Origin of the sequence: Pseudomonas sp. MD195_PC81_125 (genome assembly GCF_014060985.1) — a bacterium.
GTDB lineage: Bacteria > Pseudomonadota > Gammaproteobacteria > Pseudomonadales > Pseudomonadaceae > Aquipseudomonas > Aquipseudomonas parakoreensis.
Genome location: NZ_JABULD010000508.1, coordinates 1 through 14,853, shown reverse-complemented (window position 1 = coordinate 14,853; position 14,853 = coordinate 1). Strand labels below are relative to the sequence as shown.

At 61.2% G+C, this 14,853-nt stretch carries 10 protein-coding genes and 3 pseudogenes; 7 read left to right on the top strand and 6 right to left on the bottom strand.

All coding sequences use genetic code 11. The features are described 5' to 3' along the window. Nucleotides 1-38 precede the first annotated feature (38 nt). A pseudogene (locus HT737_RS20320) lies at nt 39-2,004 on the bottom strand (DNA topoisomerase III). Nucleotides 2,005-2,283: 279 nt separating this feature from the next. Between HT737_RS20320 and HT737_RS20315 the strand changes: the two are divergent. Together HT737_RS20315 and HT737_RS20310 are read left to right on the top strand one after the other, a co-directional pair. Next, nucleotides 2,284-3,690, top strand: a complete 1,407-nt coding sequence (locus tag HT737_RS20315) for a serralysin family metalloprotease (RefSeq protein WP_182403874.1) — start codon at nt 2,284-2,286, stop codon at nt 3,688-3,690. A 220-nt stretch (nt 3,691-3,910) separates the two neighbouring features. Then, nucleotides 3,911-4,279, top strand: a complete 369-nt coding sequence (locus HT737_RS20310; protein ID WP_047293561.1) for a DUF427 domain-containing protein — start codon at nt 3,911-3,913, stop codon at nt 4,277-4,279. Nucleotides 4,280-4,435: 156 nt separating this feature from the next. Here HT737_RS20310 and HT737_RS20305 read toward each other — a convergent pair whose 3' ends face one another. Then, entirely contained in the window at nt 4,436-6,058 is a 1,623-nt protein-coding gene (locus tag HT737_RS20305) for an MFS transporter (RefSeq protein ID WP_047293563.1), read from the bottom strand. 158 nt (nt 6,059-6,216) lie between these two features. Beyond that, entirely contained in the window at nt 6,217-7,179 is a 963-nt protein-coding gene (trxB, locus tag HT737_RS20300) for a thioredoxin-disulfide reductase (RefSeq protein ID WP_047291749.1), read from the bottom strand. Nucleotides 7,180-7,491: 312 nt separating this feature from the next. Here trxB and cysZ point away from each other — a divergent pair, with 312 nt between their 5' ends. Continuing rightward, on the top strand, nt 7,492-8,244 hold the full coding sequence (gene cysZ / locus HT737_RS20295; protein ID WP_047291747.1) for a sulfate transporter CysZ: 753 nt from the start codon (nt 7,492-7,494) through the stop codon (nt 8,242-8,244). A gap of 54 nt (nt 8,245-8,298) precedes the next feature. Continuing rightward, nucleotides 8,299-9,498 (top strand): glycosyltransferase family 1 protein, encoded by a 1,200-nt coding sequence (locus HT737_RS20290; RefSeq protein WP_182403872.1) that lies wholly within the window; start codon nt 8,299-8,301, stop codon nt 9,496-9,498. A 136-nt stretch (nt 9,499-9,634) separates the two neighbouring features. On the opposite strand, the gene HT737_RS20285 is transcribed toward HT737_RS20290, so the two are convergent. From HT737_RS20285 to HT737_RS20275, 3 genes are all read right to left on the bottom strand, one after another. Further along, nucleotides 9,635-10,738, bottom strand: a complete 1,104-nt coding sequence (locus tag HT737_RS20285; protein ID WP_182403870.1) for an NADH:flavin oxidoreductase — start codon at nt 10,736-10,738, stop codon at nt 9,635-9,637. Nucleotides 10,739-10,958: 220 nt separating this feature from the next. After that, nucleotides 10,959-11,441 carry a glutathione peroxidase gene (locus HT737_RS20280; protein ID WP_182403868.1) on the bottom strand — a complete coding sequence of 161 codons (483 nt, stop codon included), beginning with the start codon at nt 11,439-11,441 and terminating at the stop codon, nt 10,959-10,961. A gap of 124 nt (nt 11,442-11,565) precedes the next feature. Continuing rightward, a complete protein-coding gene (locus HT737_RS20275) occupies nt 11,566-12,051 on the bottom strand; it encodes a peptidylprolyl isomerase (RefSeq protein ID WP_003221719.1) in 486 nt (161 codons plus the stop codon). Here HT737_RS20275 and HT737_RS20270 point away from each other — a divergent pair. The 3 genes and pseudogenes from HT737_RS20270 to HT737_RS20260 all read left to right on the top strand — a co-directional run. Beyond that, entirely contained in the window at nt 12,050-12,346 is a 297-nt protein-coding gene (locus HT737_RS20270) for a DUF3565 domain-containing protein (RefSeq protein ID WP_182403876.1), read from the top strand. The genes HT737_RS20275 and HT737_RS20270 overlap by 2 nt on opposite strands. 34 nt (nt 12,347-12,380) lie before the next feature. After that, a pseudogene (pta, locus tag HT737_RS20265) lies at nt 12,381-14,508 on the top strand (phosphate acetyltransferase). Beyond that, nucleotides 14,509-14,853, top strand: a pseudogene (locus HT737_RS20260) (acyltransferase); the annotation flags it as partial.

Genomic DNA, 14,853 nt, shown 5'->3' with positions numbered 1-14,853 from the left:
TTATCCCCGATGGGCTGCGAAGCGGCCCCAGCTTTTCCTTAAACCGGGGGACTGCTGCGCAGTCCATCGGGGATAAATCCCCTCGCCACAGTTGCCCCGGCGGTTTTGCTTCGGGTCGATTTGCGTTTCTTTTTCCACGGCGCGGCAGCCTTGCCAGCCGGTGGCGGGCCGCTGATGGTCAGGTTCAGGGCCGAACAGCGGGTGATCTGCTTGCTCATCCACGCCGCCTGTTTGGTGACGAACTCTTCCAGACTCATCTCGCCGTTCTGCACCATGTCCAGCGCCTGCTCCCAGATGGCGGTGGTGCCGGGATCGGCAATCGCCCGCGGTACGGCGTCGATCAGGCTGAAGGCCAGCGGGGTCGCGGCCAACGCCTTGCCGTTCTTCACCAGATAACCACGATCCAGCAGGCCCTGAATGATCGAGGCGCGCGTGGCTTCGGTGCCGATGCCGGTGGTGTCCTTGAGTTTCTGTTTGAGCAGCGGATCTTCCACCAGTCTGGCGACGTTCTTCATCGCCTTGATCAGATCGCCTTCGGTGTAGGGTTTCGGCGGCTGCGTCCAGAGGTCCTTGAGGTTCACGCCGGCCACGGCGCAATCGATACCCTGGCTTAGCGCAGGAAGCGTTTGCGGCGCTGGCGCTTCACGGCCCTTGGCCGGGGCGAGGGCTTCAGGCAGGGCACGTTTCCAGCCCGGTTCGATGATCTGCTTGCCGACGGCACGCAACGCTTCCCCGGCGCAATCGAAGTCGGCCTGGGTGCGATCGTATTCGTGGTTGGGCAGGAATTGCGCCAGATAACGCGCGCGAATCAGGGTATAGACCGCCCGGTGTTTGCCGCTCAGGCGTTCGAGATTTTTCGCCGCGGCCGTGGGGATGATGCCGTGGTGGGCGCTGACCTTGGCGTCGTTCCACGCCCGGGAGCGGCGCTGCGGGTCGAGGTGACCGTTCAGCGCGTCAAGGCTCGGGTCGGCCTGACGCAGTGCCGCAAGTATCCCCGGCGCTTCGCTGTGCTGGCTCAGCGGCAGAAAAGCCGCAATGCTGCGCGGGTAGGTGATGACCTTGTAGGTTTCGTAGAGCGCCTGGGCGATGTCGAGGGTTTCCTGGGCGCCGAGACCGAGTTTCTTCGAACAGACTTCCTGCAGGGTGCCGAGGTCGAACGGCAGCGGCGCCACTTCACGCATGCGTTCGGTGCGCAGCTTCACCACCCGCGCACTGGCTGCGCTGTTCAAAGCGGCGGCTGCCTGCTGGGCCAGCGCCTGATTCAGGCAGCGATCCTGATCGTCACAAACGTCGCTGGGCGCACGCCATTGCGCAGTGAACCGCGTGCCGTCGTGCAGCAGTTGCACATCGATCGCCCAATATGGCACCGGGACGAAATCGGCGATGCTGCGGTCGCGATCCACCACCAGTCGCAACGTCGGCGTTTGTACCCGACCGACCGGCAGCACGCCCTGATAGCCGGACTGCCGGCCCAATAAGGTGAACAGGCGACTCATGTTCATGCCGATCAGCCAGTCCGCCCGCGAGCGCCCCCAGCGCCGAGTGATACAGGCTGAAGGTTTCCGCTCCCGGCTTCAGCGCGGCCAGAGCCTTGCGAATTGACGCCTCGTCCAGCGCCGACAGCCACAAGCGCCGGATCGGCCCGCGATAGCGGCAGTGCTCGACCAGTTCCCGGGCAATCATCTCGCCCTCACGGTCGGCGTCGGTGGCGATGATCAGCTCGCTGGCCTCGCCGAGCAGGCGCTTGACCGCCTTGTACTGGCTGGCGGTGCGCGGCTTGACGGTCATTTTCCACTTGTCCGGGATGATCGGCAGATCCGCCAGTACCCAGCGTTTGTAGCGCGCGTCGTAGGCATCCGGTGGTGCGGTTTCCAGCAGATGGCCGATGCACCAGGTCACTGTGACGTCCGTCCCCAGCCAGCAGCCGTCGCCGCGACGCCTGGCGCCGAGCACGGCCGCGATGTCTTTGGCCTGGGAAGGTTTTTCACAGAGGTACAGCCGCATAACCACCGTCGTCGATCAGTTCACTGGAGGTGCACAGAATGGCCGCAGTTGGCGTCGGGGGCAACTTTTATCTGTATGGATATACAGATCAAAACGTTGCCGGGAATGACCGGTATTACCGGGACGTCGCGAGCGGTTATCGAGAAATCGATTGGCAAGGCAGTTGACGCCCGTGTCAGGTTCACCGGGCTTCTCAGAAACGCGAGTGACCGGGCGATCTCGCTAGTGGATCGCCGTGCTCGACGCGTACTGCCAACTCTGAAACAAGGAAGTCCCACCATGGCTCAAGCCAAAGCGAAAACCAGCAGCGCCTATGACGAAGTGAACGCCTTCAGCCACCTGTACGACCGTGGCGTCGGCCTGGTGAACGGCAAACCGTCGTTCACTGCCGACCAGGCGGCTGACGAGATCCTGCGCAAAAACCTGTCGTGGCACGACAAGAACGGCGACGGCAAAATCTCCCTGACTTACACCTTCTTGACCGAGAAACCGGCGAACTACAACCCCAACCTCGGCAATTTCAGCCAGTTCAGCGCTCAACAAAAGGCTCAGGCCCTGCTGTCGATGCAATCCTGGGCCGACGTGGCCAAGGTGACCTTCACCGAAGGCAAGGGCGGCGACGGCCACATGACCTTCGGCAACTACGACGTCAGCACTGGTGGTGCGGCGTTCGCTTACCTGCCGAGCGGTGGCAGCTACGATGGCCAGTCGTGGTACCTGATCAACAACCAGTATCAGGTCAACAAGACCCCGGACACCAACAACTACGGGCGTCAGACCCTGACCCACGAGATCGGCCATACCCTCGGCCTGTCGCACCCCGGCGCCTACAACGCCGGCAACGGCAACCCGACCTACAATGACGCCAAATATGCCGAAGACACCCGTGGCTACAGCCTGATGAGCTACTGGAGCGAAGCCAACACCGACCAGAACTTCAGCAAGGACGGCAGCGGCGCCTACGCCTCGGCACCGCTGCTGGACGATATCGTCGCCGTGCAAAAACTCTACGGCGCCAACTATGAGACTCGCGCCGATAACACCACCTACGGTTTCGGCTCCAATACCGGGCGCGATTACTACAGCGCCACCTCGGCGTCGTCGAAGCTGGTGTTCTCGGTATGGGACGGTGGCGGCGATGACACGTTGAACTTCTCCGGTTTCACCCAGAACCAGAAAATCAACCTCAATGAAGGCTCGTTCTCCGATGTCGGCGGGCTGGTCGGCAACGTGTCGATCGCCTATGGCGTGACCGTGGAAAACGCCGTTGGCGGTTCCGGCAATGACCTGCTGATCGGAAACTCGGCCGTCAACCATCTGTTCGGCGGGGCCGGCAACGACATCCTTTACGGCGGTGGCGGCGCGGATGTGCTGTGGGGCGGCGAGGGTGCGGACACCTTCGTGTTCGGTGCGGCCAGTGACTCGACCAACAACCAGCCGGACTGGATCATGGATTTCAAAAGCGGCGTGGACAAGATCGACCTCTCGGGTATTGCCGGTTTCGCCACGGGCGCGGCCACGCTGAACTTCGTCAGCGGTTTCACCGGCCATGCGGGCGATGCAATCCTGACTTATTACGCGCAGAGTGGTCAGACCGGGCTGCTGATCGATCTGACGGGGCAGGGTGAGGTGGACTTTGCCGTCGGTGTGGTGGGGCAGGCGCTGGCGACGGATATCGTGGTTTGAGCTGATCCTGACTGACACCGATTCAGGGCAACTATCGTCCTGTGGCGAGGGAGCTTGTCGAATCGTCGCACCGTCCCGCTCGGCGGCGAAGCCGTCGCAAACTCGGAAATCGCGTTATACCTGACACACGCGATTCCCGGATTCAGGGCTGCTACGCAGCCCAGCGGGACGATTCGACAAGCTACCTCGCCACAGTTCATTTGTCCCTGGAGAACCCCCCATGAGCACCACCGGCCTCAACCCCGTCATCACTCTCGAAGAACTTCCCGGTTGCCTGCTGGTGAAATTCCACGGCATTCAGGTCGCGGCGTCCTCGCATGTGCTGGTCCTCCATGAGGCCAACTACCCGCCGGTGTACTACGTGCCCCGCGAGGACATCGACGAAAAATACTTTGCCCGCACCGACCACACCAGTTACTGCCCGTACAAGGGCGACGCCAATTACTTCAGCCTGCAGGTGCCGGGGCATGAGGCGGCGAATGCGGTGTGGACGTATGAGAAACCGAAAATCTCGGTCGATGCGATCAAGAACTATGTGGCGTTTTATCCGGATCAGGTGAAGTTCGAGGTGATCAAGGCGGATGCTTAGTTCCTGGAAGAAGAGATTCAATTGTGGCGAGGGGATTTATCCCCGATGGACTACGTAGTAGTCCCATTTTTCACGGGGGGCGCACGCACCCCATCGGGGATAAATCCCCTCGCCACAGGTTTTTTTCACCCAAGGATCATGTGTTCAGGTTCAGATTCAGTTCTTGTCCAGATCGATATTCTTCGTCTCCCGCAGACAAATCATCCCCACCACCAGGCTCACCCCGGTAATCAGCACCGGGTACCACAGCCCATAGAAAATATCCCCGGTGTACACCACCAGCGCGAACGACACCGTTGGCAGGAAACCGCCGAACCAGCCGTTGCCGATGTGATACGGCAGGGACATCGAGGTGTAGCGGATGCGCGTCGGGAACAGTTCGACCATCAGCGCCGCCAGCGGGCCGTAGCACATGGCCGAGATGATGATCAGTGCGACGATCAGTGCCACGATCATCGGTTTGTTGATCTGCTGCAGGTCGGCCTGTTGCGGGTAACCGGCGAGGGTGACGGCGCCGCGCAGGGCCGATTCGTCATAGCCGTCGATCTTCACGTCGCCGATGCTCACCTGCACGCCGCTGCCGGCCGGCGCTGCGGCGCTGGTGTAGGGCAGGCCTTGCTTGACCAGGAAGGTCTTGACCTTGTCGCACGGGCTGTCGAATTTGGCCTTGCCCACCGGGTCGAACTGAAAGGTGCAGGTTGCTGGGTCCGCCAGCACGGTGATCGGCGCCTGACGGCTGGCCTGATCGATTGCCGGATTGGCGTAGTGGGCGAGGGATTTGAAAATCGGGAAGTACAGCGCCGTCGCCAGCAGCAAACCGAGCATCAACACCGGTTTGCGTCCGACCTTGTCCGACAGCCAGCCGAAAATGATGAAGAACGGCGCACCGATGACCACGCTGATGATCAGCAGGCTGTTGGCAACGGCCGGGTCCATTTTCAGAAACTGGGTCAGGAAGAACAGCACGTAGAACTGCGCGGCATAAAAGGTCACCGCTTGCCCGGCATTGATGCTGAACAGCGCGATCAGTACGACTTTGAGGTTCTCCCATTGGCCGAACGATTCGCGGATCGGCGCCTTCGACGCTTTGCCTTGCTCTTTCATTTTCAGGTACGCCGGCGATTCGTGCAGGCTCAGGCGGATCCAGGTGGAAATGCCCAGCAGCACGATCGACAGCAGGAACGGAATACGCCAGCCCCAGACTTCAAACTGGTCACCGGTGAAGTACCGGCAACCGAGCACCACCAGCAGTGACAGCAGCAGACCGAGGGTCGCGGTGGATTGAATCCAGCTGGTGTGGAAACCGCGCTTGCCGATGGGCGCGTGTTCCGCCACGTAGGTCGCGGCGCCGCCGTATTCACCTCCCAGCGCCAGGCCCTGGAGCATGCGCAGCACCACCAGAATGATCGGCGCGGCGATGCCGATGCTGGCGTAGTTCGGCAGCAGACCGACACAGAACGTGGCGATGCCCATCAGGACGATGGTCGCGAGGAAGGTGTATTTGCGCCCGATCATGTCCCCCAACCGACCGAACACCAGCGCCCCGAACGGCCGCACGATAAACCCGGCGGCGAAGGCCATCAGCGCGAAGATGAACGCCGTGGTGTCGTTGACGCCGGCGAAAAACTGCTTGCTGATCACCGCCGCCAGGGCGCCGTAGAGGAAGAAGTCATACCACTCGAACACCGTCCCCAGGGACGAGGCGAAGATGACTTTCTGTGTGGCATTGCTGGTGCTGGCGCCGCTCGCGGCATCCAGCGGCTGAGCGTGTTCTGACATATCGGTATCCCTCACAGTGATTGTTTTTGTTGTTCCACTGGTGTTGCGCGCTGCCTTGAACGAATTACACGGCCCCCTGTAGGAGCTGCCCGCAGGCTGCGATCTTTTGACTCTCATAAAAAAACCGGCCGAAGCCGGTTTTTTTTGTGCCTGCGGTCTTAGAACGAAGCGTTCTGCAGACCGTCCAGGTAACGCTCGGTGTCCAGTGCCGCCATGCAGCCGGCGCCGGCCGAAGTGATGGCCTGACGGTAAACGTGGTCAGCCACGTCGCCGGCAGCGAAGATACCTTCGACGCTGGTGGCAGTGGCGTTGCCGTCACGGCCGCCCTGCACCACCAGGTAACCGTCTTTCAGGGTCAACTGGCCTTCGAACAGCGAAGTGTTCGGAGTGTGACCGATCGCGATAAACACGCCGTCGACCTTGATTTCGTCGAAGCTGCCATCGTTGTTTTTCAGGCGCGCACCGGTCACACCCATGTTGTCGCCCAGCACTTCGTCGAGGTTGGCGTTCAGCTTGAGGATGATCTTGCCTTCGGCCACACGGGCGTTGAGCTTGTCGATCAGGATCTTCTCGGCGCGGAAAGTTTCGCGACGGTGGATCAGGGTCACGGTGCTGGCGATGTTGGCCAGGTACAGTGCTTCCTCTACTGCGGTGTTGCCGCCGCCGACCACAGCCACTGGCTTGTTGCGGTAGAAGAAACCGTCGCAGGTCGCGCAGGCGGAAACACCTTTGCCCATGAACGCCTCTTCCGACGGCAAGCCCAGGTAACGAGCGCTGGCACCCGTGGCGATAATCAGGGCGTCGCAGGTGTAGGTCGCGCTGTCGCCAGTCAGGGTGTACGGCTTGACGGCGAAGTCCACGGCGTTGATGTGATCGAAAACGATCTCGGTTTCAAACCGCTCGGCGTGCTCGCGCATGCGCTCCATCAGCGCCGGACCGGTCAAGCCGTGCACGTCGCCCGGCCAGTTGTCGACTTCAGTGGTGGTGGTCAGCTGACCGCCAGCCTGCATGCCGGTGATCAGCAGTGGCTTGAGGTTGGCACGGGCGGCGTAGACCGCAGCGCTGTAACCGGCAGGGCCGGAACCGAGAATAATCACTCGCGAATGACGGACTTCAGACATGACCTGCTCCTGTTGACCGGGCCGAAACACTGGCGCGGAACGCCGGACTGCCGGCGGGAATAAAAAAAGGACTGTGGATAACCTTGGGGAAGGCATGAGCTCGACAGTCCTGTAAAAAGTTGGGTGCAGCGTATCGAGGGGGGCAAGATTAAGGAAATACGGTTTAACAATCCAGCTCATAGGTGGTCTCTATGCGCAGACTCCGACCAGATCGACGTCTTTGTTACAGTGAATGTCGATCGCTCTGCCGCGCTTTCGCACCGGTTGCAAAGTCGGTAAGGTCGGCGCGTTTTCCCTTGCTCGGAGCACCTTATGCCCGCCCCTGTTCTGTCCGGCCCGCAATACCTGCGCGAAGGCCTCAAACTGGTTCTCAGCCCGGGCCTGCGCCTGTTCGTGCTGCTGCCACTGGCGATCAACCTGGTGCTGTTCGTCGGATTGATCTATCTGGCCGGCCATCAGTTCAGCCTGTGGGTCGACAACTTGATGCCGTCGCTGCCCGACTGGCTGAGTTTTCTCAGTTACATCCTGTGGCCGCTGTTCGTGGTGCTGGTGGCATTGATGGTATTTTTCACCTTCACCATGCTCGCCAACGTGATCGCGGCGCCGTTCAACGGCTTCCTCGCGGAGAAGGTCGAAGTGGTGGTACGCGGCACCGATGATTTCCCGGCCTTCAGCTGGGGCGAACTGATCGCGATGATTCCGCGCACCCTGGCCCGGGAAATGCGCAAGCTCGGCTACTTCCTGCCCCGGGCGATCGGCCTGTTCATTCTCTCGTTCATCCCGGTGGTCAATATCGTCGCCGCACCGCTGTGGCTGCTGTTCGGCGTGTGGATGATGGCGATCCAGTACATCGACTACCCGGCGGACAACCACAAACTGGGCTGGAACGAGATGCTCGCCTGGCTGCGCCAGAAGCGCTGGCAGAGCATGAGTTTTGGCGGGATCGTCTATCTGGTGCTGCTGATTCCGGTGGTGAATATTCTGATGATGCCGGCGGCGGTAGCGGGAGCAACGTTGTTCTGGGTACGTGAGCGCGGCGCGGAGAACCTTGTCGCACAGCGCTGAGCCGCTCACAGACCGCCAGTCACAAATCCATCATCCGAACGTCACAAGCACGACATGGCCTCAGCCGACACTGAGGTCATGACGACAGCTCTGCATATCACTCTGATCAGCGAAACCTTCCCACCGGAAATCAACGGGGTGGCCAATACCCTTGGCCGCTTGTGCGATGGCTTGCGCGCGCGAGGGCATCAGGTGGAACTGGTGCGACCGCGCCAGGCGGGAGATCCGCAGCGCGTCGATGACGATGCCTTGCTGTTGTGCCGAGGCTGGCCGTTGCCAGGTTATCCGGGGTTGCAGTGGGGTCAGTCGTCGATGCACAAGCTGCTGCGGCGCTGGCAGCGTCATCGCCCGGACGTGCTGTACATCGCCACAGAAGGTCCGCTCGGCCTGTCGGCGTTGCGGGCGGCGCGGCGCCTGGGGATCTCGGTGGTCAGTGGTTTTCATACCAATTTCCAGCAGTACACCCATCAGTACGGGCTGGGTTTGCTGACGCGCTTGCTGACCCATTATCTGCGCTGGTTCCACAATCGCTCGTCGATGACCCTGGTGCCGAGCGTCAGTCAGCGTCTGGAACTGGAGCGCCGGCATTTCGACCGCCTCGCCCTGCTATCCAGAGGCGTGGACAGCCAGTTGTTTCACCCAGCCAGGCGCCTCAACGATCTGCGTGAGCAATGGGGCCTGAGCGAGCAGGACATCGCGGTGATTCACGTAGGACGTCTGGCCACGGAGAAGAACCTGGGCCTGCTCAAGCGCTGCTTCGATAAACTCCGCAGCACTTATCCACAACGAAACCTGAAGCTGATTGTGGTCGGCGATGGACCGCAACGGCTTGCGCTGGAAAGGGAACTGCCTGAGGCGATTTTCTGTGGTGCACAGCGCGGCGAAGCGCTGGCGGCGCACTATGCCTCGGGGGATATTTTTCTGTTCCCGAGCATGACCGAAACCTTCGGCAATGTGGTGCTTGAAGCACTGGCTTCAGGTCTGGGGGTGGTGGCGTACGATCAGGCAGCGGCGGCGCAGCATATTCGCCACGGCTACAACGGTGTGCTGGCGATGCCGGGTGATGAAGAGGCGTTTTGCGATGCGGCGGCTTGGCTGCTGGAAGAAGATGAGCGATTGCGCTGCGTGCGCCTGAATGCGCGCCAGCATGCCAGTCGCCAGGGGTGGGCGGCGATCATCGAGCAATTTGAAAAGCATTTGCGTGGGGCGTGTCTGCGGGAGCAGGTGTTGCCGAATGCGCAGACATTGCCTTAGATCTTTGCTGATTTTGAGCCGCCATCGCTGGCAAGCCAGCTCCCACAAGGGCCTGCGGTGAACACAAATTTTTTGTGAACACCCGCAATACCTGTGGGAGCTGGCTTGCCAGCGATAGCATCAGTTTGAGCGCCGCTTAAACCAGCGTCATCAACGCCTCACGGCTGAACGGCAGAATGTCCTGCTCACGCCCTTCACGGACTTTCAGCGCCCAGTCCGGATCCACCAGCAGCGCACGGCCCACCGCCACCAGATCGAACTCGTCGTTGTTCAGACGCTCCAGCAGTTTTTCCAGACTGGCCGGTTGTGCGACCTTGTCGGTGTTGACCATGAACTGCAGGAACTCGCCGTCCAGGCCGACGCTGCCAACGGTAATGGTCGGCTTGCCGGTCAGCTTGCGTGTCCAGCCGGCCAGGTTCAGCTCGGAACCGTCGAACTCGGGCTCCCAGAAACGCCGCGTCGAGCAGTGGAAAATATCCACACCGGCGTCGGCCAGCGGCTTGAGGAATTCGCCCAGCGCCTCGGGCGTTTGTACCAGACGCGCGGTGTAATCCTGCTGCTTCCACTGCGAGAAACGGAAGATGATCGGGAAGCCTTCGCCGACGGCGGCGCGCACCGCTTGAATCAATTCGATGGCGAAACGCGAGCGGTTGGCTAGGCTGCCGCCGTATTCGTCGCTGCGCTGATTGCTGCCTTCCCAGAAGAACTGGTCGATCAGGTAACCGTGGGCACCATGGATTTCCACGCCGTCCATGCCGATGCTTTTGGCGTCTTTGGCGGCCTGGGCGAATGCGGCGATCACGTCTTGAATGTCCTGCTTGGTCATGCCGTGCACCACGACCTGACCGTCCTTGAGCTTTTCCGTCGGGCCGTAACCCGGCACGCTGGCGTCCGGCTCGGTGCCGATACGGCGCACGCTGCCGACATGCCACAGTTGCGGAACAATCTTGCCGCCCCCGGCATGCACCGCGTCGACCACTTTTTTCCAGCCGGCCAGTGGCGCTTCACCGAAGAACTGCGGCACGTTCGGGTAACCATTGGAGGCCTTGTGACCGACCGTGGTGCCTTCGGTGATGATCAGACCGACACCGGCCGCAGCGCGGCGACGGTAGTACTCGATCACTTTGGAGTTGGGCACGCCACCCGGGGAAAACGAGCGGGTCATTGGCGCCATGACCACGCGGGTCGGCAGTTCGAGGGCACCGAGGTGGAACGGTTTGAACAGGGCTTGCACCGGCATTGGAAGGCTCCACAGGGAATGACTTTATGACGGCGATAATATGGAGAGTCGCAAGCCTTGAACAGCATTATTGATTTGAGTGATCAAGGATCAAAAGACGCAAAGCAAAGATCGCAGGCTGCGGCAGCGCCTACAGAGGTCGGTGCAGAAACGAAAAAATCGCAGCTTCGACAGTCCTTGTAGGAGCTGCCGAAGGCTGCGATCTTTCGCTCTGACTATTTCAGCCCAGCGCTTTTTCAATCGCGTGAACGATAGTCGGATCATCCGGCGCCGTACGCGGCGAAAACCGCGCCAGCACCCGGCCGTCCTTGCCAAGCAGAAACTTCTCGAAGTTCCAGGTGATATCCCCGGGAAACTCCGCGCCCTCGCCCGCCAGCAAGCGGTACAGCTGGTGCCGCTCGTGACCGTTGACTTCAAGCTTGCTCGACAACGGGAACGTCACGCCGTAGTTCAGGCTGCAGAATTCCTGGATTTCCTGCTCCGTGCCTGGTTCCTGGCCGGCAAACTGGTTGCACGGTAGGCCCAGCACACTGAAGCCTTTGTCTTTGAATTGCTGATAGAGGTTTTCCAGTGCCGCGTACTGTGGAGTCAAGCCGCATTTGGAGGCGACGTTGACCACCAGCACGACTTGGCCCTTGAACGGCGCCAGCGGTAGCTCCTGACCATCCAGGGCTGTCAACTTAAGGTCGTGAAAAGCACTCATGACGTACTCCAGGATTCCCGTGTTCTACTCGAAACAGCCACTTGGCGAGGCCACCAAGGACAGCCGCGGACTAAAAAAGGCGCCCGCAGGCGCCTCTCCAGTACTCGAAGCTTAGCGCAGAAAATCAGTGGTGATGGCCACCTTCGCCATGGACGTGACCATGCGCGACTTCTTCCTGGCTGGCGTCACGGACAGCAACGACCTTCACTTTGAAGTTCAGGCGCTGACCGGCCAGTGGGTGGTTACCGTCAACGGTGACATCGTCGCCGTCCAGGTCACGGATGGTCACGATCTGCATCTGGCCGTCCGGCGCCGAAGCGTGGAACTGCATGCCGACTTCCAGCTCGTCAACGCCTTCGAACATGCTGCGGCTCAGGGTGCTGACCAGTTCGGCAGCGTATTCGCCGTAAGCGTCTTCCGGCTCAACGGACACTTCCAGCTCGTCACCAACAGCCTTGCCTTCCAGCGCTTTTTCCAGGCCCGGGATGATGTTGCCTGCGCCTTGCAGGTAGACCAGCGGAGCGCCGCCGGCGGAGCTGTCGATGACCTCACCAGCGTCGTTGGTCAGGGTATAGTCGATAGAGACAGCCTTGTTGGCGGCGATCAGCATGGGGCGAAACCTTTTGTATAAGAATATAGAAAGACCCAGTTTAGCGAAGCAATCGCGCGAAAGCGAACACAACCCGGACAAACGGGAATCAACGATCACCGGCTTCCATCAGGACGAGGAGGGTCACTGGGTGGCCGAGCTATCCTGTGGCCACACCCAGCACGTGCGTCATCAGCCGCCCTGGCAATCGCGCGCGTGGATCCTTGACCCGGCACAACGTGTGGAAAAAATAGGCCAACCCTTTACCTGCGGTTGGTGCGCACAAGGCTCGGTTAGCGATAACCTTGGCGACTGAATTTCGGTAGGCGGTCACATATAGATCGCCACCCTTGCCATGCACCCTCAGAGAATCCGCATGCAAACTTTTTTTTATCGCACCCACCGATTTTGGCGTGGGTCTGACCTCCATCAGCCTGGGGCTGGTGCGTACCCTGGAGCGGGCCGGACTGAAAGTCGGCTTCTTCAAACCGATTGCCCAGCCGCATCCCGGCGACACCGGCCCCGAGCGTTCCACCGAACTGGTGGCGCGCACCCACGGCCTGAAACCGCCGCAACCATTGGGCCTGGCCCACGTCGAGCGGATGCTCGGCGACGGTCAGCTCGATGAACTGCTCGAAGAAATCATCGCCCTGTATCAGCAAGCGGCTGTCGGCAAGGACGTGCTGGTGGTCGAAGGCATGGTGCCGACCCGCAGCGCCAGCTACGCCGCGCGGGTCAATTTGCACCTGGCCAAAAGCCTGGATGCCGAGGTGATTCTGGTCTCGGCTCCGGAAAACGAAGTGCTCGCCGAACTCTCCGGCCGCGTGGAATTGCAGGCGCAACTGTTCGGCGGTCCGAAGGATCCGAAAGTCCTCGGCGTGATCCTCAACAAGGTCAAAACCGAGGAGAGCATGGAGGCCTTCGCCACGCGGCTGAAGGAGCATTCGCCGTTGCTGCGCAGCGGTGACTTCCGCCTGCTCGGCTGCATTCCGTTCCAGCCCGAACTCAACGCCCCACGTACCCGCGACGTTGCCGACCTGATGGGCGCACAGGTGCTCAACGCCGGCGACTATGAAACCCGGCGCATGACCAAAATCATCATCTGCGCGCGCACCATGCGCAACACCGTGGAGCTGCTCAAACCCGGCGTGCTGGTGGTAACCCCGGGCGACCGCGACGACATCATTCTTGCGGTCAGCCTTGCGGCGCTCAACGGCGTGCCATTGGCCGGGCTGTTGCTGACCAGTGACACCCTGCCCGATCCACGCATCATGGACTTGTGCCGTGGCGCGTTGCAGGCCGGTCTGCCGGTATTGTCGGTGAGCACCGGCTCCTACGACACCGCCAACCTGCTCAATGGCCTGAACAAGGAAATCCCCATTGATGACCGCGAGCGCGCGGAGATCATCACCGACTTCGTCGCCAGCCATCTCGACGCCAAGTGGTTGCACCAGCGCTGCGGCACCCCGCGGGAAATGCGCCTGTCGCCAGCGGTATTCCGCTATCAACTGATTCAACGGGCGCAGTCGGCAAACAAGCGCATCGTCCTGCCCCGAAGGCAGCGAGCCGCTCACCGTGCAGGCGGCGGCGATCTGTCAGGAGCGCGGCATCGCCCGTTGCGTGTTGCTGGCCAAACCGGCGGACGTTGAAGCCGTGGCCCGCGCGCAAGGCATCGAGCTGCCGCCGGGGCTGGAGATTCTCGATCCGGACCTGATCCGCGAGCGCTATATCGAGCCAATGGTCGCCCTGCGCAAAAGCAAAAGCCTCAACGCGCCGATGGCCGAACAGCAACTGGAAGACACCGTGGTCATTGGCACCATGATGCTTGCGCTGGATGAAGTCGATGGTCTGGTGTCGGGCGTGATCAACACCACCGCCAACACCATCCGCCCGGCGCTGCAACTGATCAAGACCGCGCCAGGCTGCACGCTGGTGTCTTCGGTGTTCTTCATGCTGTTCCCCGAAGAAGTGCTGGTCTACGGTGACTGCGTGATGAATCCGCACCCAAGCGCAACTGAGCTGGCCGAGATCGCCCTGCAAAGCGCCGACTCGGCAGCGGCCTTCGGCATCACCCCGCGCGTGGCGATGATCAGTTACTCCAGCGGCGAGTCGGCCAGCGGCGAAGAAGTCGAGAAAGTCCGCGAAGCCACCCTGCTCGCCCACGAGCAACAGCACTCGCTGCTGATCGACGGGCCGCTGCAATACGACGCCGCTGCCAACGCCGATGTGGCCCGGCAACTGGCGCCCAACAGCCAGGTGGCCGGCCGCGCCACGGTGTTCGTGTTCCCCGACCTGAACACCGGCAACACCACCCACAAAGCCGTGCAGCGCAGCGCCGACTGCGTCAGCCTCGGCCCGATGCTGCAAGGTCTGCGCAAACCGGTGAACGACCTGCCGCGCGGCGCGCAGGTCGACGACATCGTCTACACCATCGCCCTGACCGCGATTCAAGCCGCCAACCGACCTATGGATGTGTAAATGCTGGACTTCCTGCCCGCCCCGATTCGCGGCGTGATCGCCGCACTGCTGTTGGCGCTCAATACGATTCTGCTGTGCTCGTTTCTGTTCTGTGTGGCGCTGATCAAAGTGCTGCCCTTCGACCTCGCCCGCCGCGCCTCGCTGTGGCTGATGAGCCACACCCACGAAGCCTGGATCAGTAACAACAAGGGCTGGATGAACCTGGTACGCCGCACCCGCTGGCACATCAGCGGCTTGCAAGGCCTGGATTACAAACACTCGTATTTGATCACCAGCAACCACCAGAGCTGGGTCGACATTCTGGTGCTGCAATACGTGCTCAACCGGCGCATCCAGCCACTGAAA

Coding starts and splice junctions, on each gene's coding strand:
- HT737_RS20315 (WP_182403874.1), top strand. CDS start 2,284: ATGGCTCAAGCCAAAGCGAAAACCAGCAGCGCCTATGACGAAGTGAAC.
- HT737_RS20310 (WP_047293561.1), top strand. CDS start 3,911: ATGAGCACCACCGGCCTCAACCCCGTCATCACTCTCGAAGAACTTCCC.
- HT737_RS20305 (WP_047293563.1), bottom strand. CDS start 6,058: ATGTCAGAACACGCTCAGCCGCTGGATGCCGCGAGCGGCGCCAGCACC.
- trxB (WP_047291749.1), bottom strand. CDS start 7,179: ATGTCTGAAGTCCGTCATTCGCGAGTGATTATTCTCGGTTCCGGCCCT.
- cysZ (WP_047291747.1), top strand. CDS start 7,492: ATGCCCGCCCCTGTTCTGTCCGGCCCGCAATACCTGCGCGAAGGCCTC.
- HT737_RS20290 (WP_182403872.1), top strand. CDS start 8,299: ATGGCCTCAGCCGACACTGAGGTCATGACGACAGCTCTGCATATCACT.
- HT737_RS20285 (WP_182403870.1), bottom strand. CDS start 10,738: ATGCCGGTGCAAGCCCTGTTCAAACCGTTCCACCTCGGTGCCCTCGAA.
- HT737_RS20280 (WP_182403868.1), bottom strand. CDS start 11,441: ATGAGTGCTTTTCACGACCTTAAGTTGACAGCCCTGGATGGTCAGGAG.
- HT737_RS20270 (WP_182403876.1), top strand. CDS start 12,050: ATGGGGCGAAACCTTTTGTATAAGAATATAGAAAGACCCAGTTTAGCG.
- HT737_RS20275 (WP_003221719.1), bottom strand. CDS start 12,051: ATGCTGATCGCCGCCAACAAGGCTGTCTCTATCGACTATACCCTGACC.